The organism is Micromonospora sp. SYSU B005, assembly GCF_055362685.1.
In genome coordinates, this window is record NZ_JAXCFU010000001.1 from 310,130 (window position 1) to 333,595 (window position 23,466).

Sequence of the window (23,466 nt, forward strand, 5' to 3'; positions counted from 1 at the left end):
AGAGTACGGGGTGTTCCTGAGCACGTCGGGTCAAGGTCACGTCACGATCCGCGCCGTGACCGCCGCCCGGCCCGCGTCAGCAGCGCGTCGGCTGTCCCCCGGCGCGCAGCGTCTCGAGTGCCGTCAATGCCTCACTCAGCGTGGCGACCTTCAGCAGCGGCAGGCCCGGCTGCGGGTTGCGGACCGCCTCCGCGCAGTTGTCGGCGGGCACCAGGAATGCCTTCGCGCCCGCGTCCTTGGCGCCGACCAGCTTCTGCGCGATGCCGCCGATCGGGCCGACGCGACCCTCGTCGTCGATGGTGCCGGTACCGGCGATGATCTTCCCGCCGGTGAGGTCGGCCGGCTCCAGCTTGTCGATGATGCCGAGCGAGAACATCAGTCCGGCGCTCGGCCCGCCGATGTCACCCAGATCGATCTTCAGGGTGAACGGGTGCGGCTGCTGCTGGTCGATCTCCACGCCGATGCGCGGCCGGCCGTCCTGCTCGCGGCTGGTCACCGTGGCCGTACCCGGGGTGCCGCCACGGGTGTAGCCGATCGTCAACGCGGTGCCCGCCGGCTTCGCCCGGATCAGCTCGGTGAGCTTCGCCGCGCTCGTCACCGGCACCCCGTCGACCGACGTGACCACGTCGTCGGGGCGCAGCACGTCGACCGACGGGCCGCCCGGCGTGACCGCCTTGACCAGCACCTTGATCGGGTAGCCCAGCTCGCGCAGCGCCGCCGTCTCGGCGCTGGTCTGCGAGTTCTGGAAGTCCTCCGCGTTGCGCTTCTCGACCTCCTCCTGCGACTCCCCCGGCGGGTAGACCAGCTCCCGTGGCACCACCGCCTCGTCCGAGGAGAACCATCCGGCAAGTGCCGACCGCAGCCGCACCGTCGGCTGGACACCGACTGTGGTGAGCCGGAGCTGACCGGCGGAGGTGGACGTCGCGCGGCCGGTCACCTGGATGACCTCCTTGCCGTCCTCGCTGCCCAGCGTGTTCACCGTCGGACCCGGGCCGAGCACCACGTACGGCAGCGGCACGCTCAGCACGCCGATGCTGAGCAGGGCGGTGAGCAGGGCACCGAGGAGGACGGTCACGCCGCGACGTCTCATGGGCCAGAGCGTACCGATCCGTCCCCTGCCATCCGGCGCGGTGACCGGCGGACTTCGCCCTCAGCGCAACGCCGAGTGGCACGACCTGCGGCAGGGCCCGCGTACCGTAGACGTCGTGCCTGATATTCCGTTCGGCTTCGCGCTCCCGGGTGGTCAACCACCAGACCCCAACGATCCCGCGGCGATGCAGCAGTTCATGTCGCAGTTGCAGCACCTGCTCTCGGCGCCGGGCAGCGGGCCGGTCAACTGGGACCTGGCCCGGCAGGTAGCCGCCAGCCAGCTCGCCGCCGCCGGCGACCCGGCGGTGTCGCCGTTCGAACGCAACGCGGTCGAGGAGGCGCTGCGCATCGCCGACCTGTGGCTGGAGCCGGCGACCTCGTGGCCCTCCGGCATCCGCACCTCGGTCGCCTGGAACCGCAACGAGTGGATCTTCAAGACGCTCGACGTGTGGCGCAAGCTCTGCGACCCGGTGGCCAGCCGGATGGTCGGCGCGATGGGCGACCTGGTGCCGCCGGAGGCCCGCGCCCAGCTCGGCCCGATGCAGTCGATGGTCGCCACGCTCGGCGGCGCCCTCTTCGGCGGCCAGCTCGGCCAGGCGCTCGGCTCGCTCGCCGCCGAGGTGCTCTCCGCCGGTGACATCGGCCTGCCGCTCGGCCCCGCCGGCACCGCCGCGCTCGTTCCCGCCAACATCAAGGTGTACGGCGAGGGCCTGGAGCTGCCCGAGGACGAGGTACGCCTCTACGTGGCCCTGCGCGAGGCCGCCCACCAGCGGCTGTTCCAGCACGTGCCGTGGCTGCGCGGGCACGTGCTGACCGCGGTGGAGAACTACGCCGCGGGCATCCGGGTCAACCGGGAGGCGATCGAGGAGGCGATGGGCCGGGTCGACCCGACCGACCCGGAGTCGATGCAGGCGATCGCGCTGGAGGGCATCTTCACGCCCGAGGACACGCCCGCCCAGAAGGCGTCGCTGGCCCGGCTGGAGACCGTACTCGCCCTGGTCGAGGGCTGGGTCTGCCACGTCGTCGACAGCGCCGCCGGTGACCGCCTCCCCAACGTGGTACGCCTCGGCGAGGCGTTCCGCCGCCGCCGTGCCGCGGGTGGCCCGGCCGAGCAGACGTTCGCCGCGCTGGTCGGCCTCGAACTACGGCCCCGCCGCCTGCGTGAGGCGACGGTGCTGTGGGCGGCGCTGACCGAGCACCGCGGCATCGCCGGGCGGGACGCGGTCTGGGGCCACCCGGACCTGCTGCCCTCCGACGACGACTTCGCCGCCCCGGAGGCGTTCGCCACGACGAGCACCGATCTCGACGACGAGCTGGCGAACTTCGACTTCTCCGCCCCCGGCGCCCCGGAGGAGAAGTCCCCCGGCGAGGACGACGACAAGCGCTGACGCGGCCTCTCACCGTCGATCTTGGAGTTGTGGCGCCCAGGATGTCCCGAATGCGGCTTCCGCAAGGTGCCACAACTCCAAGATCGGCGAATCGGCGGCCTCGTGGGTGCGGCGTGCGGAGGGGGCGTGGCGGGCGGGGTGTCAGACGGGGCGGCCGGACAGCAGGGCGCGCGTCGCCTCCCAGCCCTCGACGGCCGGATCGAGGGCGGCCAGGTCCGCGGGGCCGCGCATCCGGTGCCAGCCGGCGGTGACCGCCACGTCGCCCGGGCTCGGTGCCGCCCGCCGCACCTCGGCCGGCGCGGTCGCGTCCAGGTCCAGCGCCGGCAGCCACGCCGGTACGGGCAGTCGCGCCGCCACTCCCAGCAGCCCGGTTCCGTCCCCCTCGACCGGGGCCACCGCCACCGGCCGGGTGGTGAGCGGCCGGAGCAGCTTGCCGAGCGTCAGCCCGGGCACGTCCGGCGCGTCCGCCGCCACCACCGCGACCTGGCCCTCACCGGGCTTCGACGTGTGCCGTCCGGCTACCACCGCCGCGAACACCGCGTTCGGCGTCGGCTCGGGCACCTCGTACACCTGGGTGCCGGGCCAGACCACCGCGTCGGCCAGCCATCGGTCGCGGGCGGTGACCGCGACGGCGGTCTCGACCTCGTTCAGCGTGGCGAGCAGGTCGACCACGTCCTCGGCGAGCGCGGTACGCCATCGCGCCGGATCGACTCCGGGCGGCGTCCACGTCACCGGGCCGAGCAGCGCCACCACCACACGTCGCGACATTCGCCGACCTTAACCCCACCCGCCGGAGTCCGTTCACGATCATGAGGTTGGCGGTGACGAAGCGGACGAGACGCCGGGCCAACTTCATGATCGACCGCGGTGGGCGGTGGGCGGTGGTCAGGGGACGGCGGCGGTGGCTGCCACGCCCTCCAGGTAGCCGCGGGCACGCTCCGACCTGGGGTAGCGGGCGACCAGCGCCCAGAAGTCGGCGTTGTGGCTGGGCACGATGAGGTGCGCCAGCTCGTGCAGCAGCACGTAGTCGATCACCCAGTCGGGCATGTCCTGGACCCGGTGCGAGATCCGGATGGTGCGGTCGGCGGGCGTACAGGAGCCCCAGCGGCCGTTCTGGTTGGTCACCCAGCGGACGCTCGCAGGAGCGGCGGCCGACCCGTGTTCGGTCAGGTAGAGGTCGATCAGGCGGGTGGCGCGGGCGAGCAGTTCGGCGTCCGAGCGGGCCAGCCGGCCCTCCCGGGCGGCGAGCCGGGCGAGCATCCGGTCGACCCACTCGCTCTCCTCGGCCCGGGAGAACTGGTCCGGGATCAGCACGACGACGCGCTCACCGTCCCGGTACGCGGACACCGTGCGCCGCCGACGCTGGCTGCGCCGCACCTCGACGACGGGCTTCCGCGTCACGGCCATTACCGGTCCGCGCAGCCTCGGTTGACTGTCACGATGGAAAGCTAATGCGTACTGACCAGGACTCCGCAAGAGTCAACACGACGACACGCGCCCGGAAAGTGGCGGTTGATTGTCAGGAGTCCGGAAAAAATTCTTTGCGACGGTAGCTGACCATCACCTGACCGGCCCTGTTCACGTTAAGTGATCTACGACGAGTGACAGTCGGCGGGGCCACCCGAAGCGGATCTGGGTGCATTCATCCGGCGTGTCCGCGCGAAACTGACTTATCCGACGTTACTCGGCATGCACACTCTCGACGTCGACTTGCTCACAGAGTCGGCGCACAGCTGACATGGAACTGCCCGTACCTGGGTAGGGTCCGCCAACCACGGTCAGGTGACTGACCGCGGAGAACCCCCCGGCGCCGGTGCCACGCGTGGGCCGCCGCAGGGAGACCGCCGGGACACCTCCGGCGGACGAGACGAGGAGGCTACCGTGGCCGACCAGGCCCAGACCTACAACGGTTACTGCGTGAAGTGCAAGGAGAAGCGGGACTTCGAGGGGCACGTGGAGGTCTCGAAGACCGGCATGAACATGGCCAAGGGCAAGTGCCCGGTGTGCGGCACAACAGTGAACCGCATCCTGGGCAAGGCCAAGGTCTGACCCGTACGACAGACACCGGGGAGGGCGGCCGTCGGCCGTCCTCCCCGGTCGTGTAGCCGACAGAGTTACCGGCTAGTTGTGGAAAACCGGCGAGAACCTGTGGACAACGCTGGCCACGGCTCGCCGCACCTGTGGACAACGAGCGACGGAGCGCGCGGAGACGGTCACGATCAGTGGCGTGACCGACCCGACACCGCTCGTCCGTCCCGTCCTGCTCCCCGGCCTGACCCGGCTCTGGCGCGACCGGCACACGCTCCAGCTCGGCGAGCCGCCCGGCCGCGCGGTGCTGCTGGAGATGTCCTCGCCGGGGACGGCCCGCCTGCTCGACCTGCTCGACGGCACCCGCAGCGAACGCGCCGTGCTGGCCGAGGCGCGCGCCGCCCGGGTCCCGCCCGACGAGGCACGCGCCCTGTTCGACACGCTCCGGGACGCCGGGCTGGTGGTGCCGGCGCAGGCACTGCTCCCCCGTGACCTCGCCGGGACGACACGGGCCCGCCTGACCGCCGAGGCCACCGCGCTGGCGCTCGCGTCGCCCGACCTGCCCGGCACACCGGCCCGGCTACTGCGCCGCCGCCGCGACGCCCGGGTGCTGGTCACCGGCACCGGCCGACTCGGCGCCGCGGTCACCGTCGCGCTGGCGCAGGCCGGCGTCGGGCACGTCGTACCCGATCTGGCCGGCCCGGTCGGCGCCGGCGACCTGGTCGGGACCGGCCTGACCGCCGCGGAGCTGGGCCGGCCGCTGGCCCTCGCGGTACGCGCGGCGCTGGAGCGGTGCGCGCCCGGAACGGTCACCGTCCCGTCGCGGGCGGCCCGGCCGGACCTGGTGGTGCAGCTCGGCGTCGACCGTCCGGCCGAGCTGCTGGCCACCGGGTACGCCCGCCGGCGCCAGCCGCACCTGCTGCTCGACCTGCGCGGCGGCGTACCGGTGATCGGCCCGCTGGTCCGCCCGCCCGTCGGTCCCTGCCTGCGCTGCCTCGACCTGCACCGGGGCGACCGGGATCCGGACTGGCCCGCGCTGGCCGCCCAGCTCGCCGCCGACCGGGGCGAGCGGGCCTGCGCCGCCGCCACCCGGCTCGCCGCGGCGGCCTTCGCGACGGCCGAGGTGCTGGCCCAGCTCGACGGCGCCCAGCCGGAGACGCTCGGCGGCGCGGTGGAGATCCGCGGGCCGGGCCGGGTCCGCTACCGACGGTGGCCGCCGCACCCCTCCTGCGGTTGCTGCCGGCGTCGCCCGATCCGGTCGGCCCCGGCCACTACCCGCCGCACGGCAGCAGCGGAGGCCCCGCGTCGGTAACAATGGCCGGGTGACCGACATCCCGCGCCGGGCCGTGTCCCGCACCGCCAAACTCGCCGCTCTGCCGCTCGGGTTCGCCGGTCGAACCGTCCTCGGCATGGGCAAGCGGGTGACCGGCCTCGCGTCCGACGTCATCTCCGCCGAGATCCAGCAGCGCACCGCCGAGCAGTTGTTCAGCGTGCTCGGGCAGCTCAAGGGCGGGGCGATGAAGTTCGGCCAGGCCCTGTCGGTGTTCGAGGCGGCGTTGCCCGAGGAGGTCGCCGCGCCCTACCGGCAGGCGCTCACCAAGCTTCAGGAGGCCGCGCCGCCGCTGCCGGCGGCGACAGTGCACAAGGTGCTCGCCGAGCAGCTCGGCCCGGACTGGCGCGACCGGTTCGTCGAGTTCGACGACACGCCGGCCGCCGCGGCCAGCATCGGCCAGGTGCACCGGGCGGTCTGGCGCGATCCGGGGTACGAAGCGGAGGGGGGTCCCCGGCACCGGGACGTGGCCGTGAAAATCCAGTACCCGGGTGCCGGTGACGCCCTGCTCGCCGACCTCAAGCAGCTCTCCCGGCTGGGCGGCATGTTCCGGGCCATCCAGCCGGGGCTGGACGTCAAGCCGCTGCTGGCCGAGCTGCGCGAGCGCATCACCGAGGAGCTGGACTACGAGCTGGAGGCGGAGTCGCAGCGGGCGTTCGCGGCCGCGTACGCCGACGACCCGGACATCTTCATCCCGGAGGTGCTCGACGCCGCGCCGCGGGTGCTGATCACCGAGTGGGTGGAGGGCATCCCGCTGTCGCAGATCATCCGGGAGGGCACCGAGGAGCAGCGCAACGAGGCCGGCCGGCTGATGGCCGAACTGCACCTGTCCGCGCCGGAGCGGGCCGGTCTGCTGCACGCCGACCCGCACCCGGGCAACTTCCGGCTGCTCCCGGACGGCCGGCTCGGCGTGATCGACTTCGGGGCGGTGGCCCGGATGCCGCAGGGCACGCCCGAGCCGATCGGCCGGATCGCGGCGCTGGCGCTGCGCGAGGACGCCGACGGTGTGGTGGAGGGGCTGCGCGCCGAGGGCTTCGTCAGCCGTACCGAGTCGATCGACGCCCCGGCCGTGCTCGACTTCCTGCGTCCGATGCTGGAGCCGATCGCCGCCGACGAGTTCCGTTTCACCCGGGCGTGGCTGCGCGCCGAGGCGACCCGGCTGGCCAGCCCGCGCTCGCCCGCCTACCAGCTCAGCCGGCAGCTCAACCTGCCGCCGTCGTACCTGATGATCCACCGGGTCACGCTGGGGTCGATCGGGGTGCTCTGCCAGTTGGAGGCGAAGGCGTCCTACCGGTCGATCCTGGAACGCTGGCTGCCGGGCTTCGCGCCGGTGGCCTGAGCGCAGGCCGGCCGGCGAGCGGGCCGGCCACGAGCACGGCGAAGGGGCGGTGACCGACTAGGTCACCGCCCCTTCCTCACGATCGTTCTACAGAACGCCCAGGTCGCGGGCCGACTGGCTGCGACTCCGCATGGCGACGGTACGGGCGGAACGGGTTGCCTCAGTGCTCGTGGTGGTGCGACCGGCCTGAGGCCGGCGCATTCGAGCCCTGGACAACGCTTCGTGGAGTAGTTGCATCTCGAATCCGTTCGGCAGGTTCAGCATCAGGGTTTCTCTTTCAGGTCGGCCGGTGGAGGGACACCGGCATCGGTCGGTTTCGGAACGTAGGTGTGTCAGGCTGCCAGCCGGACGGAGTTCCGCGACTCGGACAGCCCGCTGGCCGCCAGTCGCGCCTCCGCCTCGACCCGGAGCTGCGCGTCACGGGCGAGGTCCTCCTTGCGCGGACGGCCACGGGGCCGCTTGCGCGGGACGACCGCGCCACGCTCGAAGATCTCGCCGCCCCAGACGCCCCAGGGCTCGGCTCGCTCCACCGCCCCGGCCAGGCACTCGACGCGCAGCGGGCAGTCCCCGCAGAGCGACTTGGCCAGCTCGAGCTCGGCGGGCGAGTCGGAGAACCACAGGTCGGGGTCGAACTTCCGGCAGGGCAGGTTCGCCTCCACGTCGACGCTCACGTCGAGGGGGGCCAACGCCAGACTCATCCTCCGGTCACCTCTCTCTCACTTCGATCTCGTGGATCGCATTCCGACGTACTTCGGCGGGACAAAAAACTGAGGCCGCGGATCCCGGTATGCGGGTTCCGCGGCCTCGAGGTGAGCCGGTGGTCTGATGGATCAGACCGGTCTACCTCGAGGTGGAACACCGCGGACATCCGTGCGCTTCTTGGCGCCATCGATGCCCTTGCCCGCGAAGCCACTGGTCCCCTCGACTCCGGCGATCGGCGCAACGGTCAGGTTCAGCTCGGCCTGAACCGGGACCTGGTGCACCTGCGGAGCCGACGGTCGAGCAGCGAGGGCCACCCGGACGGCCGACAGCGGAGCGACGGCAGACGGCATCGCCGCGAGACGCTCATAGTTGAAGATCTTCACTGGTGCCACCTCCCTACTCTCCTCGTGCCGACCGTGGACTCATCCCTCTTGAGCAGCCAGAACGGCGCCGCTCGCGAGGTGTGTCATGAGGCTATTCCTCGCCCTCGGGGGAGGGCAAACGATTTACGGCTAGTTTTCAGAAGTTTTCTGTGAGCAGACGTCGTCCACCGTGGCACCGGCCACCAGGGCGAGCACCGTATCCCCGTAAAGCCCGACTTTTCGGGGCCCGATCCCGGCGATCGCCACCAGTTCCTCGGTGCGGCCGGGCTTCCGCTCGGCCAGCGCGGTGAGCGTGGCGTCGGTGAAGACCACGTACGCCGGCACCTTCTGGGCGCCCGCCACCCGCTGCCGCCACTCGCGCAGCCGCTCGTACAGCTCCTCGTCGATGTCGGACGGGCAGGTCGGGCAGCGGCCCAGTTTGCGGTCCGCGCCGGCGAGCAGCGTGGCGCCGCAGATCCGGCAGGAGACCACCTGCGGCCGGCGCCGCTCGGCCCGCCGCGCCGGCCCGGCGCCGCCGGCCCGCTCACCGCCGCCGGAGCGGTCGAGCTGCGGCAGGAACCGCGACGGCCGCCGGGCCCGGCCACCCGGCGAGCGGGCCGTGGCGTACGACAGCCAGAGCCACTCCCGGGCCCGGGTGATCCCGACGTAGAGCAGCCGCCGTTCCTCCTCGACCTGCTCCATCGTCTTCGCGTACGTGGTGGGCAGCGTGCCCTCGGCCAGCCCGACCAGGAACACCGCGTCCCACTCCAGCCCCTTCGCCGAGTGCAGCGACGCGAGCGTCACGCCCTCGACTGTGGGCACGTGCTGCTGGGCGGCCCGCCGGGCGAGTTCCTCGGTGAACCCGGTCAGGCCCGGTTCCTCCTCGGCCTGCGCCGCGTACTCCTCGGCGAGCTGGACCAGCGCGGCGAGCGCCTCCCACCGCTCGCGGGCGGCGCCGCCCGGCGGGGGCGCGTCGGGCGCCCAGCCGACGGCGGTGAGCGCCTCGACCACGGCGGCCGGCAGCGGGGTCCCCGCGTCGGCCGACCGGGTGGCGGCGCGCAACGCGATCATCGCCTGGCGCACCTCGGGCCGTTCGAAGAACCGCTCCGCGCCCTGGAGCACGTACGGCACCCCGGCCTCGGAGAGCGCCTTCTCGTACGCCTCGGACTGCGCGTTGGTGCGGAACAGCACCGCGATCTCCCGGGCCGGGGTGCCGGCCGCGACGAGCGCCCGGCATCGGGCGGCGACCGCGTTCGCCTCGGCCGGCTCGTCGGTGAAGATCCGCAGGTCCGGTTCCGGGCCGGGCCGGCGCTGGCCGTGCAGCTCCAGCCGCAGCCGCGCCTCGGTGCCCCGGGCCTGCGAGATCACCGCGTTGGCGAGCCCGACCACCTGCGGGGTGGAGCGGTAGTCGCGGACCAGCCGGACCACTGTCGCGCCCCGGTGCAGGCGGGGGAAGTCGACCAGGTACGACGAGGTGGCGCCGGTGAACGAGTAGATCGTCTGGCTGGCGTCGCCGACCACAGTCAGGTCGTCCCGGCCGCCCAGCCACGCCTCCAGCAGCCGCTGCTGGAGCGGGTTGACGTCCTGGTACTCGTCGACCACGAAGTGCCGGTACTGGTTGCGCACCTGCTCGGCGACGTCCGGGTGCTCCTCGATGCCCCAGACGGCGGCGCGCAGCATGTCCTCGAAGTCGATCACCCCGTTGCCGCGCTTGAGCCGCTCGTACGCGTCGAACACGTCCGCCACCCGGGCCGGCTCGTACGGCGTCTCGCGCAGCGCCTTGGCCGCGGCGACCACGTATTCCCCGGGCTCGACAAGCGACGACTTGGCCCACTCGATCTCGGCGGACAGGTCCCGCGCGGCGGCCCGGTCGGCGCGCAGGCCGACCTTGGCGGCGGCGAGCGTGACCACCCGCACCTTGCTGTCCAGCAGCTCCGGCATGGCCCGCCCGGCCAGCAGCCGGGGCGCGAAGTAGCGGACCTGCCGCAGCGCCGCGGCGTGGAAGGTGCGCGCCTGCACCCCCTGCACCCCGAGCACGCCGAGCCGGCTGCGCATCTCGGCGGCGGCACGGGCGGTGAACGTGACCGCCAGCACGTGCCGGCCGGCGATGTCGCCGGTCAGCGCCCGGTACGCGATCCGCGAGGTCACCGCCCGGGTCTTGCCGGTGCCGGCGCCGGCCAGGATGCAGACCGGGCCGGCCGGGGCGGTCACCGCTGAGCGCTGCTCCGGATCCAGCCCGGCCAGCACCCGTTCCGCCGCTGAGTGAACGCCCACAGCAGGGAATCATCCCAGCATCGTGTGACGTTGCAGCGGTTAGCCTGGCCTGATCGGACCGGGCGCGAGTCACCCCTTGGAGGATCAGACCATGCTGACGATGTATTCCACCCCGTGGTGCGGCTACTGCCACCGGCTGAAGTCGCAGCTCGACCGGGAGGGCATCGCGTACGAGGTGGTCGACATCGAGCAGGACCCGGCGGCCGCGGACTTCGTGATGAGCGTCAACGGCGGCAACCAGACCGTCCCGACGCTGCGCTTCGCCGACGGCAGCGCCCTGACCAACCCCTCGATCACCCAGGTCAAGCAGCACCTCGCGGCGCTGCCCGGCTGATCTCCCGCGACACCACGAGCGGCCGTACCCGATCCGGGTGCGGCCGTTCGCCGTCGGTCAGGAGCCTCCGCGGCTGAGCACCCCGTCGTCGGCCGGCCGGCGTGGTGACGGGATCCGTACCGGCACGGCGACCGGCGCGGTCAGTCCGCGGCCCCGCCACAGGTAGAGGCCGGCTGCCGTGGTGACGGCACCGACGAGGGCGAACAGCAGCCGGTAGTCGAACACGCCGACGAGCAGCGCGCCGGTGCCGATGGAGAGCGCCTGCGGCCCGCTGACCAGGGCCTCGGACGCGGCGGTGACCCGGCCGAGCAGCCGCGGCGGCGTCCGCCGCTGGATCAGCGTGTTCAACCCCACCATGGTCAGCGGCAGCGACAGGCCGGCCAGCAGCAGCGCCACCACCCCGAGCCACAACCGGGGGTACGCCAGCGCCAGCGCGGCCGGTCCGAAGAACGTCACGCCCGCCGCGAGCGCGCCGACCTCGCCGAACCGGCGGACCACTGCGGCCGAGAACAGGCCGCCGACCAGCCCGCCGACGCCCTGCACCATGACCAGCACGCCGACGAACGCGGCGTCGCGGTGCAGGCCCAGATCGACGTACGCGAAGATCAGCGACTCGGTGAAACCCATCACCAGCGAGCCCAGCCCGTACCCGAGCAGCGCCCGGCGCAGCGCCGGTTCGCCGGTCAGGTGGCGCAGCCCCGCACCCAGTTCGGACGGCCCGCGCCGATCGGGCCGTGCCGGCGTGCCCTCCTCCACGCGCAGCCGCGCGACCACCGCCGCCGCGGTGACGAAGCCGGTCATGGCGAGCAGGACCAGCAGCCAGCCGCCCACGGCGGCGTACACGCCCGCCCCGGCCAGCGGCCCGATCAGCCGCAGGCCCTGCCGAACGGTCTGGAGCAGCCCGTTCGCGTCGGCGAGCAGGTCGGGCGGAACCAGGTGCCGGATCAGTCCGTTGAGTACGGCGGTGAGCGTGATGTACGACAGCCCGTAGAGCGCGGCGACCACGTAGATCACCCAGACGTCGGACCTGTCCCGGACCATGAGCAGCGGGCCGAGCAGCACTGCCGCGACCAGGTTGGCGGCGATGAAGAACTGCCGCCTGCGGTAGCGGTCGACCACCCAGCCGACCAGCGGGGCGAGCGCCATCGGCGCGATGACCGCGAAGATGGTCGCCCCGGCCATGCTGTCCGAGCCGGTCAGGTCCTTGACCCAGACGGCCAGGGCGAGCAGCAGGACCGACTCCGCCGCCATGCTCGCGACGAGCGCGGCGAACAGGAGACGGAAGTCGGGGCGGCGCAGGACGGTGCGCATCAGGTCCCTCCACGGTCCTCTTTTTGTCTCGTGACACGCCCGTGCCGGAGCCTCCGACGCCGGTCGCGCCGTCCATACTGACCGTGGGGGGCGAATTTCATACAGTTACCGTCGCGTCAAGCGACGGTCGACGGGAAAGAGGACGCCGTGCCTCCTGCCGCACCAGGCCCGATTCTGCGCCGTCGTCGCCTCGGCATCGAGCTGCGTCGGCTCCGCGAACAGGCCGGTCTGACCGGTGACCAGGTCATCGAGCGGATCGGCTGGGCATCCGCATCCAAGTTGTCCCGTCTGGAGAACGGCCGCAGCCGCCCCGACCCGGACGACGTGGACGTGTTGCTGACGCTCTACGGCGCCGACGAGGAGCAGCGCGCGGAGCTGACCGGGATCACCCACGAGGCCGGCGACATGCGCGGCTGGCTGCGCAACTTCCCGGTGATGACCCAGCAGCAGCGCGCCTTCGCCGAGCTGGAGGCGGGTTGCGCGGAGATCTCCGAGTACAACCCGGTGCTGGTGCCGGGGCTGCTGCAGACGCCCGGGTACGCCCGGCACCGGATCATGTCCGCCGCGCAGGTCGCCGCCGAGGCCGGCGACCCGGAGACAGAGGATCCCGAGACCGAGGTACGCGCGCGGCAGGCCCGCCAGTCGCTGCTGACCCGCTCCCCCGACGTTCCCCGCTACACGGCGGTGCTGGAGGAGGCGGCGCTCGGCCGCCGGGCCGGGCCGCCGGAGGTGCTGCACGAACAGCTCGTCCACCTGTGCGAGATGGCGCTGCTGCCGAACGTGACGCTGCGTCTGCTGCTGCGGGACACCCGGGTCGGTGACTGGTACCTTCCGCCGACCGCGTTCTCGGTCTACCGGTTCGCCGATCCCCTCGATCCGGAGACACTCGCCATCGAAGGTGGGTTCACCGACGTCATGTCGACCGAGGCAAACACCCTAAATCGCTATAAAGTGGTGTTCGAGTGGCTATGCTCGTCGGCACTCTCCGCATCGGACACCCTCTCCTGGTTGATCGAGGCGACGGGACGGCTGACCGGCACGGCAGTCGAGTCCACGGTGGCGTACGGGCCGGCAACGGCGCCGGCCCAGCGTCGCCGGGACTCGGGGCGCCTCACCACGGAACGGTGATCCGGCACGGACACCGCCCGCGCTCCGGCGTCGCTCGGTCCCATCGGAGCACCTCACCAGGAGCAAGCACCATGAACGAGATCCACACCAGCACGACCGCCCGCTCGGGACGGCTCGCCGGCGCCGCCTGGCGCAAGAGCACCCGCAGCCAGACCTCCAACTGCGTGGAGGTCGCACCGCTCGGCTCCGGGCCGGGCACCGTGGCGCTGCGGGACAGCAAGGACCCGAGCGGACCGGTCCTGCTGTTCGACCGGGCCGGTTGGCTCGGCTTCCTCGCCGGCACGAAGAGCGGTCAGTTCGATCTGGACTGATCCGGCGAACCACGGGGGGCCGTCGGCGCGAGCCGGCGGCCCCTCGCGCGTCCATCCCCGACAACGGTGCTGACCTGGGATCCCCCGATCGGTCGAGCTGGCGCGTTCCCCTTGCCGGGCGGACACATCGGCGTAACATGACGCGGGAGTGACGTGGAAGTTCCAGCGTGTAACCGCCGATTGTCCGGGGGACACCATGCGGTTCCTGATCGTCCGCACCGAGATCCGCACCGCCGCCGACGCCGACATCGCCGCCGCCTGGGCCGGCGGAGGCCGCCTGCGGGACGAGACGTGCACGCCCGAACCCCGCCGCCAGGTCGTCCACGCCGAGGACCGGGACGCCGCACTCCTGCTCGCCCGCGCACTGTCCGCCGTCGGTGCGGTACGCGCGGGCCGGCACCGGGTCAAGGTGCTGCCGATCGCGGAACCCACCCCCGGGCACCCGTACCGCTGGGACGGTGGATGACCGGACGCTGACGTCCGTCGTGGCCGGACCGGCCTCCCCCGCCGTTTTCCCGCCTCACCCGGCCTCGACGGCACGTGTTCCCGGCCCGCGACCGTCGCGGCAACGACGGTCCGGGTCGGGGCCGCGTCCCCGCCCCAGGCCCACCCGGCCCGAGTCCGCCCGGCCTCGCCAGTTCGGGGAGGTGGCTGCATCCCACCGCCCCCGACCACGCCACTTCCCCGAACTGGCGCCACCCACCAGCCCGAAACACCCCAACCCGACGGGCGGGCGGGCGGAACCAGTGCGGGTCAGCAGTGGCCGTCGAGCCAGCGGTGCACCAGGAACAACGCGATCGACGACGGCGGCGGCAGGACCAGCCGGTCTCCCCCGCCCACCGGCACCGGCTCGCCCGCCAGCGCCGCGCCGATCTCCCGGCGGGTGAACCAGCGCGCGTGCGCGATCTCGGCCAGGTCGACCCGGATCGGCGCGTCCGCGTCGGCGCGGGCCAGGAAGCCGAGCATCAGCGAGCCGGGGAACGGCCAGGACTGGCTGCCCACGTACACGATCTCCTCGACCGGGACGCCCACCTCCTCGCGGACCTCGCGCAGCACGGCGGCCTCGGCCGACTCGCCGGGCTCGACGTATCCGGCCAGGCAGGAGTAGCGGCGCTGTCCCGGGGTGCGCGGCCAGGCCGCGTTGTTGCCGAGCAGGCAGCGGCCGTCCGGGCCGTCCATCCCGTCGTGCACCAGCACGATCATGGCCGGATCGGTACGCGGCCAGACCCGGCCGCCGTCCGGGTCGATCCGCGACCAGCCGGCCTCGTCGGCGCTCGTCGCCTTGCCGGTCGTCGACGAGTAGCCGTGCCGCAGGTGCCAGTTGAGCAGCGCCAGCGCGGTGGTGAACAGGCCCGCGTCCCGGTCGGTCATCAGGTGACCGACCTCGCGCAGGTGGGCCGGACGGGTGTCCGGCAGCGCCGGCAGCGGCCCGTCCACCGCGAACACCGGCACACCGTCCGGCTCGACGCCGAGGAACATCGGCACCGACCGGGGCACCTCGGGCAGCTCACCGGGGCCGACCAGGACCAGCTCCGGCGGGGTAGACGCGCCCCGGACCAGCGCCCGCCCCTCGGCGGCGGAGTCGAGCACCAGCACCCTTGCCCGTTCCCACGCCTCGGTCAGCCAGGCCGGATCGCCACGCCGGTGCGCGGCCCGGTCGAGCGTCGACCGGGCCAGCGGCGGGGCGGGTTCGCCGCTCATGCCGATTCCGTACGCACCGGTGTCAGCGCGGCGAGCGACTCGGCCACCCGCGCCGCGTCGCCGAGCACGACGGTGACCGCGCGCGCCGGGGCCAGGTAGCGGGCGGCCACCTCGGCCACGTCGTCCACTGTCGTGGCGGCCAGCCGGGCGGCGTACTCGGCGAGGAAGTCCAGCCGCAGCCCGTTGCCGGCGTACGCGCTGGTCAGCGACGCGAGACCGGCCTGGGTGGACATGCCGAGCTGAAGGGTGCCGAGCGCGTACTGACGGGCCTGCTCCAGCTCGTCGGTCTTCGGCGGCACCGTCGCCAGGCGGCCCAGCTCGTAGGTCGTCTCCACCAGCGCCGCCGCTGTCACCTCGGTGGCCACCTCGGCGCCGGCGACGAGCAGCGAACCGGCCACCGAGTGCTCGACGAGCGAGTGCGGCCCGTACGTGTAGCCCTTGTCCTCCCGGATGTTCTCCACCCAGCGGGAGGAGAAGTAGCCGCCGAAGATCAGGTTGGCGAGCTGCAACGCGGCGTGGTCCGGGTGGGTGCGGGGCACCGCCGGCAGCGCGAGGCGTACCGAGGACTGCACCGAGCCGGGCCGGTCGACCAGCAGCAACGGCCCGGGTTCCAGCGGCGGCGCCGGGGGCAGCTCGGCGACGTGTCCGTCACCGCGCCACCCGGCGAGCGCCTTCTCGGCCGCGTCCAGCGCCCGCTCCGGGGCCACGTCGCCGACGAGCACCAGCACCGCGCCGGCCGGATGCACCCGCTCGGCGTGCAGCCGGCGCAACGCGGCCGGGCGGACCGCCCGGACCTGGTCCGGGTCGGGCGTCTGCTCCGCGTACGGGTGCCGGCCGTACACCCGCTTGAGCAGCGCGGTGCGGGCCAGGTGCGACGGCTGGCTCTGGGCGACCTGGATGCGGTCGACCAGGCGGTCCCGCTCGGTCTCCACCCAGTCGGCCGGGTAGGTGGCGCCGGTGAGCACCTCGGCGAGCAGTTCCAGCATCCGGTCCAGGCCGGTGACCAGGCCCGCGCCGGAGAGCATCAGCCGGTCCGGGTCGAGGCCGGCGGTCAGTCCGCCGCCGACCTTCTGCAACTCGGCCGCCAGCTCGGTGGCGCTGTGCGCCTCGGTGCCGGAGAGCATGGTCTGCGCCAGCATCGCGCCGCGGGCCAGGTGGGTGCGCCCGAACGGCATCCACAGTCGCAGCTCGACCAGCGGTACGGAGGATCGGCGTACCGCGATCACGGTGAGGCCGTTGGCAAGCGTGCGCTCGGCCTGCTTGGGCACCTTGAGGCGGCGGTTCGGACCGAGTGCCGGCAGCGGCCGGACGGTGGTGGCGGTGGTCGTACCCGTGCTCATCGAGCACCTCCCGCGATGACCTCGACTGCCGCGCGGCGCTCGGGCCGCAGGGTGGCGGCGGCGGCGCGGACCTGCTCCTCGGTCACCTCGCCGACCAGCCGGGGCAGGTCGTTGAGCAGGCCGGGTTCGCCGCGTTGCTGTTCCAGCACCGCCATCCGCAACGCGCGGCCGAGCACCGCGTCCGTGTCGCGCAGCAGGTGGGTGGCCATCCGGGCCTGGGTACGCGCCAGCTCCCCCTCGGTCAGCCCGCCGGTCGCCAGCCGGTCCAGTTCCTCGTCGATGGTGCGCAGCACCTTGTCCACGTCACCGCCGGGCGGCAGGTGCGCCTGGAGCAGCAGCGCGGTGGGGTCGCGGACGTCGAACGGGTCGCCCATGAAGCCGAGGTACCCGCCGAGGCTGGTGACCGACCGGTCGCGCTGCACCAGCCGCTCGACCAGCCGGGAGGCGTCGCCGTCGGTGAGCACCTCGGCCAGCACCACGTACGGCAGATAACCGGCGAAGTCGCTGACCGGGTCGGGCACCCGCCACGCGCCGGCCACCGCCGGGAGCGGGGCCAGCGCGTCGGTGTACGTGCTGCGTCGCTCGGTGGTCAGGTCGGGCTCGGCGAAGTCGGGCCGCTGCGGGGCGGGCCGGGCCGGCACGTCCCCGAAGTGCCGCTCGATCAGCGTGGTCGCCTCGGCCACGTCGATGTCGCCGCTGACCGCGAGTACGGCGTTGCCGCTGGCGTAGTAGCGGCGGAAGAAGTCGGCGGCGTCGGCCACTGTCGCCGACTCCAGGTCGACGAAGGAGCCGTAGCCGTCGTGCGCGTTGGGGAAGGTGTCGAACATCACCGGGGGCAGCGTCAGCCAGGGGAACCCGCCGTACGGCCGGTTCAGCACGTTGACCCGGATCTCCTCCTTGACCACGTCGACCTGGTTGCGCAGGTTCTCCTCGGTCAGCCGGGGGCCGCGCATCCGGTCGGCCTCCAGGAACAGCGCCCGTTCCAGGGCGTTCGCGGGAAGCGTCTCGAAATAGTCGGTGTAGTCCAGGTGGGTGGAGCCGTTGAACGTCCCGCCCGCGCCCTGGACGTGCCGGAAGTGGGCCAGCTTCTCCAGGTTCTCCGAGCCCTGAAACATCAGGTGCTCGAAGAGGTGGGCGAACCCGGTGCGTCCCTCGGGCTCGGAGCGGATGCCGACGTCGTAGACCACCGCTACCCCGATGACCGGGGCACTGCGGTCCGGCGTGAGCACCACGCGCAGGCCGTTGTCGAGGGTGAACCGTTCGACTGGGTACTTCGTCGCTGGGATCTTCGCTCTCCGCGTCGGCACGAGATCGACACTAGCGCCTCGGCACCGGCTCTATCGCCGGTGTGCCCTGGCCGAACGGTGGACTGTTGCGGGACGGGTCTTGACGCCGACGGCCGCTTGCCCCACTCTTCCTACCAACTAAATAGGAATACTGCGGATTGGACATTCGATGAGAGGGCTTCCCCTGCGCCGCCTGGTCACCCTGGCGACCCTGGCCGCGGTCGGCGCGGCCACGCTCGGCACCACCGCCGCCTGCGGCGAGGACAGCGACGCCGCCGCCGGGTCCGGCCCGGTGACGCTGCGCCTGGGCTACTTCCCCAACATCACGCACGCCCCGGCCGTGGTCGGCGTGGAGAAGGGGATCTTCGCCGAGAAGCTCGGCAGCGACGTCGAGCTGGACACCAAGACGTTCAACGCCGGCCCGGCCGCCATCGAGGCCGTCTTCTCCGGCGCGCTCGACGCCACGTACATCGGCCCGAACCCGACGGTGAACGCCTTCTCCAAGTCCAAGGGCGAGGCGGTCCGGGTCATCTCCGGCGCCGCGTCCGGCGGCGTCGCGCTCGTGGTCAAGCCCGGCATCACCTCGGTGGAGCAGCTGCGCGGCAAGAAGATCGCCACCCCGCAGCTCGGCAACACCCAGGACGTGGCGCTGCGCTTCTGGCTCAAGGAGAAGGGCCTGGAGACCACCAAGGAGGGCGGCGGCGACGTCAAGATCGTGCCGCAGGAGAACGCGCAGACGGTCGAGACGTTCGGCAGCGGCGCCATCGACGGCGCCTGGGTGCCCGAGCCGTTCGTCTCCCGGCTGGTCAACGCCGGCGGCAAGGTGCTCGTTGACGAGCGCGACCTGTGGCCGGACAAGAAGTTCGTCATCACCAACCTGCTGGTCAGCACCAAGTTCCTCAAGGCGCACCCGGACGTGGTGAAGAAGCTGGTCGAGGGCCAGGTCGCGGCGAACGAGTTCGTCAACACCAGGCCGGACGAGGCACAGCAGGCCATCTCCGACCACATCGGCAAGATCACCGGCAAGCCGCTGGACCTCAAGCTGATCAAGCAGGCCTGGCCGACGCTGGAGTTCACGAACGACCCGATCCCGTCGTCGCTGAAGACCGGTCTGGACCACGCGGTCGCGGTCGGGCTGACCCAGCCGGTCGACCTGAACGGCCTCTACGACCTGAAGTACCTCAACGAGGTGCTCAAGACGCAGGGCAAGCCCGAGGTCAGCCAGCCGTGACGACGACCGGCACGACCCCGCGCAGCGCGACCGGCTCGGTCGCGCTGCGCGGCGTGACGAAGGTGTACGGCCAGGGCGAGCAGGCGGTCCTGGCGCTGGACGGGCTGTCGCTCGATGTCGCCCCGGGTGAGTTCGTCTGCATGGTCGGCGCGTCCGGCTGCGGCAAGAGCACACTGCTCAACCTGGTCGCCGGGCTGGACCGGGCCAGCGGCGGCACGATCGAACTGGGCGAGGGCGTCAACCCGGGACTCATGTTCCAGGAGCCGGCGCTGTTCCCCTGGCTGACCGTCGAGGGCAACGTCGAGGTGCCGCTGAAGCTGCGCGGGCTCCCCCGTGACCAGCGCAAGGAGCGGGTGGCCGAGCTGCTGCGCACGGTCCACCTGTCCGAGTTCGGCCGTAAGCGGCCGCACCAGCTCTCCGGCGGCATGCGGCAGCGGGTCGCGCTGGCCCGCACGCTCGCGCTGGAGACGCCGGTGCTGCTGATGGACGAGCCGTTCGGCGCGCTGGACGCGATGACCCGCGACATCCTGCACGACGAGCTGGAGCGGATCTGGACCGAGCGCAAGCTCACCGTCCTGTTCGTCACGCACAACGTCCGCGAGGCGGCCCGGCTCGCCGACCGCATCGTGCTGCTCTCCAGCCGGCCCGGCCGGATCATCTACTCCACCGAGGTCGCCGTGCCGCGCCCCCGGCGGATCGACTCGCCGGAGGTCTCGGCCATCGCCGCCGAGGTCACCGACCGGCTGCGCAAGGAGGTGGGCCGGCATGGCCAGTGACACCCTCGCCGGGTCGGCGCGTACCGACGCGGAGATCTCCGGACTCGACGCCCTGGAGATCGCCGGCCGGGAGAAGGGCCCGTCCCGGGTACGCCGCCTGTGGTCGGCCACCTGGCCCAAGTTCGCCGCGCTCGCGCTGGCCGTCGCCATCTGGCAGGCGGTGGTCTGGTCCGGGTGGAAGGAACCGTGGGCGCTGCCCGGCCCGGCGGTGGTCTTCGGCGACCTCGGGGACTACCTGCTCAGCTCGGCGCTGTGGGAGGGCCTTGCGACCACCGCCCGGCGCGCGGCGGTCGGGTTCGCCGCCGCGGTCGCGGTCGGCCTGCTGCTCGGCCTGGGCGTGGCCCGGGTCAAGGTGCTCCGGGCCGCGCTCGGCTCGATGATCACCGCGTTGCAGACCATGCCGTCGATCGCCTGGTTCCCGCTGGCCATCCTGCTGTTCCAGCTCAGCGAGCAGGCGATCTTCTTCGTGGTGGTGCTCGGCGCCGCGCCGTCGGTCGCCAACGGCGTCATCCACGGCGTGGACTACGTGCCGCCGCTGCTGGTCCGCGCCGGCCGCAACCTCGGCGCCCGGGGGCTCAACCTCTACCGGTACGTGATCGCGCCGGCCGCGCTGCCCGCCATCGTGGCCGGGCTCAAGCAGGGCTGGGCGTTCGCCTGGCGCAGCCTGATGGCCGGTGAGCTGCTGGTGGTCATCGCCACCCGCACCTCGATCGGCGCGCAGCTCACGTACGCACGCGAGCTGAGCGAGGCGCCACGCCTGATGGCCATCATGATCGTCATCCTGGTGGTGGGCCTGCTCGTGGACACCGCGTTCGGGGCCGCCGACAAGGCGATCCGCCGCCGCTGGGGCGTGCTGGACCAGGCCGGCAACTGACGTCGTGTACATCTCCGCGCGCGCCGACTACGCGCTCCGGGCCATGCTCGCCGTCGCCGACGCCGCCGTCACCAGCGGCGACCCGGCGGCCGGCGGCGGCGAGCTGGTCAAGGCAGCGAGCCTGGCCGAGAGCCAGGACATCCCGCTCAGCTTCCTCCAGGGGATCCTGCTCGACCTGCGGCGGGCCGGGCTGCTGCACAGCCACCGCGGCACCGAGGGCGGGTATGCGCTCACCCGCCCACCGGACGAGATCAGCGTCGGTGACGTGCTGCGCGCTGTCGGTGGCGCGATCACCAGCGTCCGGGGCATCCCCGCCGACCGGGCCGGCTACCACGGCGTGGCCACCGGCCTGCGGGACGTGTGGCTGGCGGTGGACGGCGCGATCGCCCTGGTCGTGGACCGGACCACACTCACCGACCTGCTGAGCGACCGGGCCACGGCACCCTGACGCGCGTCCGGTCACGACGTCGGCGGCCGTACCTGCCCGTCGCGGACCATGCGGATCTCGCATACGCCGTCCTGGACCTGCGTCGTACCGTCGGCTTCGAAGCCGTGCCGGCGGTAGAACGCCTGGGCACGAGGGTTGGGATCGGCGACCCACAGCGCCGCCGGCTCCGCCGGGTCGAGGACGGCCCGCAACAACGCCGGCCCGGCGCCGGTGCCGTGATCGGCCGCGTGCACGTAGAGGACGTACAGCTGGCGCGCCCACGCCGCCTCGGCATCGAGCGGCGGGCCCGACATCGCGATCCCGACCAGTTCGCCTCCCCGCTCGGCCACCGCCGCCCGGTTCTCCCGATAGCGCTCGTCGGTCAACGCGGCGGTCCAGAACCGCTCCCGAAAGGCCGGGAGGTCCGGGTCGTCGAGCACCGTGTCCGGCATGAGCCCGCGGTACGTCTCCTGCCAGCACCGGACATGCACGCGTGCCATATGGGCGGCGTCCTCGGCCCGGGCCTTGCGAACGGTCACCGACGGGTCCACCGCCGCATCGTAGGCGGCCGGCCGTTCCGGCATCGCCCCTTTTCGGGGCGTCTACTGAGTGTGCGGGGCGCTCATCCCGGGGGTGAAGCTGCGGGCGGCGCCGCGATCCGGCGAGCCGCCGTCGGCGGGCTGCCAGGGCCCGAACGCGGCCACCGCGGCGAGCGCCAGGCCGGCCCCCGCCACCGCGAGCACCAGCACCACTTCCCGCGCTCCGCCCGATCCGGCTTCCCCCGCCATGAACCGCTCCCTCCGCGTCCGGCCGACCCCCCGACCGGTCCCCCGCGCAGCAGCATCACCGCCGGGGTCCGGTCGCGCAGTCGGGCAGCCGACCGAACATCGACTGATTCCCGACTCAGGAGCGAACGCTCCGCCCGTCCGGAGACGAGCCGGTCACGCGCGGGCCGCGGTCAGCGGCGGCGCGGGCGCCGGCGAGGACGGGTTCCCGGGGCGGGGTGCGCGGCGGCGGGCGCGGTGATGGTCACCGGCACGCCGGACGGCTCCCGGGCGCCGGTGAGCCGGCTCAGCTCGCCGTCGCCGGCGCGTACCCGCGTGGTCTTGGGGTTGATGCCCGCGGTGCTCATCAGCCGGGCCACGTCGCGGCGCTGGTCCGGCAGGACGAGCGTCACCACGGTGCCCGACTCGCCGGCCCGCGCGGTCCGGCCGCCCCGGTGCAGGTAGTCCTTGGCCTCGGTGGGCGGGTCGGCGTTGACGACCAGGTCCAGCCCGTCGACGTGGATGCCACGGGCCGCCACGTCGGTCGCCACCAGCGCGGTGACCTGGCCGGTGCGGAACTGCTCCAGGATGCGGGTGCGCTGCGGCTGCGACTTGCCGCCGTGCAGCGCCGCCGCGCGTACGCCCTTGGCGAGCAACTGGCGGGCCACCCGGTCGGCGCGGTGCTTGGTGGCGATGAACACGATCGTGCGGCCCTCGCGGGCGGCGATGTGCGCCAGCGCGGCCGGCTTGTCCTCCGCCTCCAGGTGAAGCACGTGGTGCGTCATCGCGGTGACGGTGGCGGTGCCCGGGTCGACGGAGTGCGTCACCGGGTCGGTCAGGAAGCGGCGGACCAGCCGGTCCACGCCGCGGTCCAGGGTGGCCGAGAACAGCATCCGCTGCCCGCCCGGCGCGACCTGCTCCAGCAGCTTCGTCACCTGTGGCAGGAAGCCCATGTCGGCCATCTGGTCGGCCTCGTCCAGCACGGTGATGGCCACCTGGTCGAGCCGCGCGTCCCCCCTGTCGATCAGGTCGTGCAGCCGGCCCGGCGTGGCCACCAGCACCTCGGCGCCGGCGCGCAGCGCGGCCGCCTGGCGGCCCAGCGAGAGCCCGCCGACCACTGTGGCGCAGCGCAGGCCGAGCGTGGCGGCGTACGGTGCGAGCGCGTCGGTCACCTGCGCGGCCAGTTCCCGGGTCGGTACGAGCACCAGCGCGAGCGGGCGGCCCGGGCAGGCCCGGCGACCGGCCGTACGGTGCAGCAGCGGCAACCCGAACGCGAGCGTCTTGCCGGAGCCGGTCCGGCCCCGGCCGAGCACGTCGCGACCGGCCAGCGAGTCCGGGATCGTGGCCGCCTGGATCGGGAACGGCGCGGAGATGCCCTGCGCGGCCAGCTCGGAGATGAGCGCCGGAGCCAGGCCGGTGGCGGCGAACGTGGGCAGGGTCGTGGTCATGCGGAAAGCCTTCCTCGACGCGG

The 23,466-nt window shown here is 73.1% G+C and carries 25 protein-coding genes; 12 read left to right on the top strand and 13 right to left on the bottom strand.

What is annotated here, in order from left to right:
- Positions 1-76: 76 nt before the first annotated feature.
- Positions 77-1,090, bottom strand: coding sequence for a YlbL family protein (locus SM452_RS01450; RefSeq protein ID WP_194800479.1), 1,014 nt, complete (start codon positions 1,088-1,090; stop codon positions 77-79).
- Positions 1,091-1,205: 115 nt separating this feature from the next.
- Between SM452_RS01450 and SM452_RS01455 the strand changes: the two genes are divergently transcribed.
- Positions 1,206-2,477, top strand: coding sequence for a zinc-dependent metalloprotease (locus SM452_RS01455; protein ID WP_091423230.1), 1,272 nt, complete (start codon positions 1,206-1,208; stop codon positions 2,475-2,477).
- A 141-nt stretch (positions 2,478-2,618) separates the two neighbouring features.
- Here SM452_RS01455 and SM452_RS01460 read toward each other — a convergent pair whose 3' ends face one another.
- Together SM452_RS01460 and SM452_RS01465 are read right to left on the bottom strand one after the other, a co-directional pair.
- Positions 2,619-3,245: a hypothetical protein gene (locus SM452_RS01460; RefSeq protein ID WP_355512316.1), complete on the bottom strand. Its 627-nt coding sequence runs from the start codon at positions 3,243-3,245 to the stop codon at positions 2,619-2,621.
- Between the two features lie 117 nt (positions 3,246-3,362).
- Positions 3,363-3,884 (bottom strand): M48 metallopeptidase family protein, encoded by a 522-nt coding sequence (locus SM452_RS01465; protein WP_262013965.1) that lies wholly within the window; start codon positions 3,882-3,884, stop codon positions 3,363-3,365.
- A gap of 474 nt (positions 3,885-4,358) precedes the next feature.
- Here SM452_RS01465 and SM452_RS01470 point away from each other — a divergent pair, with 474 nt between their 5' ends.
- The 3 genes from SM452_RS01470 to SM452_RS01480 all read left to right on the top strand — a co-directional run bounded on the left by SM452_RS01470 (position 4,359) and on the right by SM452_RS01480 (position 7,174).
- Positions 4,359-4,526 carry a DUF5679 domain-containing protein gene (locus tag SM452_RS01470; protein ID WP_007464795.1) on the top strand — a complete coding sequence of 56 codons (168 nt, stop codon included), beginning with the start codon at positions 4,359-4,361 and terminating at the stop codon, positions 4,524-4,526.
- A 178-nt stretch (positions 4,527-4,704) separates the two neighbouring features.
- Positions 4,705-5,817: a TOMM precursor leader peptide-binding protein gene (locus SM452_RS01475; RefSeq protein WP_463839187.1), complete on the top strand. Its 1,113-nt coding sequence runs from the start codon at positions 4,705-4,707 to the stop codon at positions 5,815-5,817.
- Between the two features lie 10 nt (positions 5,818-5,827).
- The gene (locus SM452_RS01480; protein ID WP_135241920.1) at positions 5,828-7,174 is read left to right on the top strand and encodes an ABC1 kinase family protein; all 1,347 of its coding nucleotides are present in this window, start codon (positions 5,828-5,830) and stop codon (positions 7,172-7,174) included.
- A gap of 332 nt (positions 7,175-7,506) precedes the next feature.
- Here SM452_RS01480 and SM452_RS01485 read toward each other — a convergent pair whose 3' ends face one another.
- The 3 genes from SM452_RS01485 to SM452_RS01495 all read right to left on the bottom strand — a co-directional run bounded on the left by SM452_RS01485 (position 7,507) and on the right by SM452_RS01495 (position 10,512).
- The gene (locus tag SM452_RS01485; RefSeq protein WP_194800474.1) at positions 7,507-7,872 is read right to left on the bottom strand and encodes a WhiB family transcriptional regulator; all 366 of its coding nucleotides are present in this window, start codon (positions 7,870-7,872) and stop codon (positions 7,507-7,509) included.
- A 132-nt stretch (positions 7,873-8,004) separates the two neighbouring features.
- Positions 8,005-8,259 carry a hypothetical protein gene (locus tag SM452_RS01490; protein WP_262013967.1) on the bottom strand — a complete coding sequence of 85 codons (255 nt, stop codon included), beginning with the start codon at positions 8,257-8,259 and terminating at the stop codon, positions 8,005-8,007.
- Between the two features lie 129 nt (positions 8,260-8,388).
- The gene (locus SM452_RS01495) at positions 8,389-10,512 is read right to left on the bottom strand and encodes an ATP-dependent DNA helicase UvrD2 (protein ID WP_355512323.1); all 2,124 of its coding nucleotides are present in this window, start codon (positions 10,510-10,512) and stop codon (positions 8,389-8,391) included.
- 91 nt (positions 10,513-10,603) lie between these two features.
- Between SM452_RS01495 and SM452_RS01500 the strand changes: the two genes are divergently transcribed.
- Positions 10,604-10,846: a mycoredoxin gene (locus tag SM452_RS01500; protein WP_091422205.1), complete on the top strand. Its 243-nt coding sequence runs from the start codon at positions 10,604-10,606 to the stop codon at positions 10,844-10,846.
- Between the two features lie 57 nt (positions 10,847-10,903).
- Here the strand turns inward: SM452_RS01500 and SM452_RS01505 are convergent, their stop codons facing one another.
- Positions 10,904-12,262, bottom strand: coding sequence for an MFS transporter (locus SM452_RS01505; protein WP_355512335.1), 1,359 nt, complete (start codon positions 12,260-12,262; stop codon positions 10,904-10,906).
- Positions 12,263-12,304: 42 nt separating this feature from the next.
- Between SM452_RS01505 and SM452_RS01510 the strand changes: the two genes are divergently transcribed.
- The 3 genes from SM452_RS01510 (at position 12,305) to SM452_RS01520 (ending at position 14,062) form a co-directional block, all read left to right on the top strand.
- The gene (locus tag SM452_RS01510; protein ID WP_355512325.1) at positions 12,305-13,285 is read left to right on the top strand and encodes a helix-turn-helix domain-containing protein; all 981 of its coding nucleotides are present in this window, start codon (positions 12,305-12,307) and stop codon (positions 13,283-13,285) included.
- A gap of 71 nt (positions 13,286-13,356) precedes the next feature.
- Positions 13,357-13,596, top strand: a complete 240-nt coding sequence (locus tag SM452_RS01515) for a DUF397 domain-containing protein (RefSeq protein WP_194800470.1) — start codon at positions 13,357-13,359, stop codon at positions 13,594-13,596.
- Positions 13,597-13,792: 196 nt separating this feature from the next.
- Positions 13,793-14,062, top strand: coding sequence for a hypothetical protein (locus tag SM452_RS01520; RefSeq protein ID WP_262013970.1), 270 nt, complete (start codon positions 13,793-13,795; stop codon positions 14,060-14,062).
- A gap of 287 nt (positions 14,063-14,349) precedes the next feature.
- Here SM452_RS01520 and nudC read toward each other — a convergent pair whose 3' ends face one another.
- From nudC to SM452_RS01535, 3 genes are read right to left on the bottom strand one after another with little or no spacing between them, the layout of a single operon-like run.
- Complete coding sequence (nudC, locus tag SM452_RS01525) at positions 14,350-15,297, bottom strand: NAD(+) diphosphatase (RefSeq protein WP_262013971.1); 948 nt, start codon at positions 15,295-15,297, stop codon at positions 14,350-14,352.
- Positions 15,294-16,637: a M16 family metallopeptidase gene (locus tag SM452_RS01530; RefSeq protein ID WP_355512329.1), complete on the bottom strand. Its 1,344-nt coding sequence runs from the start codon at positions 16,635-16,637 to the stop codon at positions 15,294-15,296. Before SM452_RS01530 ends, nudC begins: the two co-directional genes overlap by 4 nt.
- Positions 16,634-17,944 (bottom strand): M16 family metallopeptidase, encoded by a 1,311-nt coding sequence (locus tag SM452_RS01535; protein WP_262013973.1) that lies wholly within the window; start codon positions 17,942-17,944, stop codon positions 16,634-16,636. Before SM452_RS01535 ends, SM452_RS01530 begins: the two co-directional genes overlap by 4 nt.
- 148 nt (positions 17,945-18,092) lie before the next feature.
- Here SM452_RS01535 and SM452_RS01540 point away from each other — a divergent pair, with 148 nt between their 5' ends.
- The 4 genes from SM452_RS01540 to SM452_RS01555 are packed head-to-tail and all read left to right on the top strand — an operon-like array spanning position 18,093 to position 21,252.
- Entirely contained in the window at positions 18,093-19,154 is a 1,062-nt protein-coding gene (locus SM452_RS01540) for an ABC transporter substrate-binding protein (protein ID WP_463839188.1), read from the top strand.
- The gene (locus SM452_RS01545; RefSeq protein ID WP_262013975.1) at positions 19,151-19,930 is read left to right on the top strand and encodes an ABC transporter ATP-binding protein; all 780 of its coding nucleotides are present in this window, start codon (positions 19,151-19,153) and stop codon (positions 19,928-19,930) included. Before SM452_RS01540 ends, SM452_RS01545 begins: the two co-directional genes overlap by 4 nt.
- The gene (locus tag SM452_RS01550) at positions 19,920-20,804 is read left to right on the top strand and encodes an ABC transporter permease (protein WP_262013976.1); all 885 of its coding nucleotides are present in this window, start codon (positions 19,920-19,922) and stop codon (positions 20,802-20,804) included. The genes SM452_RS01545 and SM452_RS01550 overlap by 11 nt, the downstream gene beginning before the upstream one ends.
- A 4-nt stretch (positions 20,805-20,808) precedes the next feature.
- Positions 20,809-21,252, top strand: coding sequence for an RrF2 family transcriptional regulator (locus SM452_RS01555; protein ID WP_262013977.1), 444 nt, complete (start codon positions 20,809-20,811; stop codon positions 21,250-21,252).
- Positions 21,253-21,263: 11 nt separating this feature from the next.
- On the opposite strand, the gene SM452_RS01560 is transcribed toward SM452_RS01555, so the two are convergent.
- The 3 genes from SM452_RS01560 to SM452_RS01570 form a co-directional block, all read right to left on the bottom strand.
- Positions 21,264-21,782 carry a GNAT family N-acetyltransferase gene (locus tag SM452_RS01560; RefSeq protein WP_262013978.1) on the bottom strand — a complete coding sequence of 173 codons (519 nt, stop codon included), beginning with the start codon at positions 21,780-21,782 and terminating at the stop codon, positions 21,264-21,266.
- 51 nt (positions 21,783-21,833) lie between these two features.
- On the bottom strand, positions 21,834-22,019 hold the full coding sequence (locus tag SM452_RS01565) for a hypothetical protein (RefSeq protein WP_262013979.1): 186 nt from the start codon (positions 22,017-22,019) through the stop codon (positions 21,834-21,836).
- Positions 22,020-22,189: 170 nt separating this feature from the next.
- Positions 22,190-23,443 carry a DEAD/DEAH box helicase gene (locus tag SM452_RS01570; protein ID WP_463839189.1) on the bottom strand — a complete coding sequence of 418 codons (1,254 nt, stop codon included), beginning with the start codon at positions 23,441-23,443 and terminating at the stop codon, positions 22,190-22,192.
- Between the last annotated feature and the right edge of the window lie 23 nt (positions 23,444-23,466).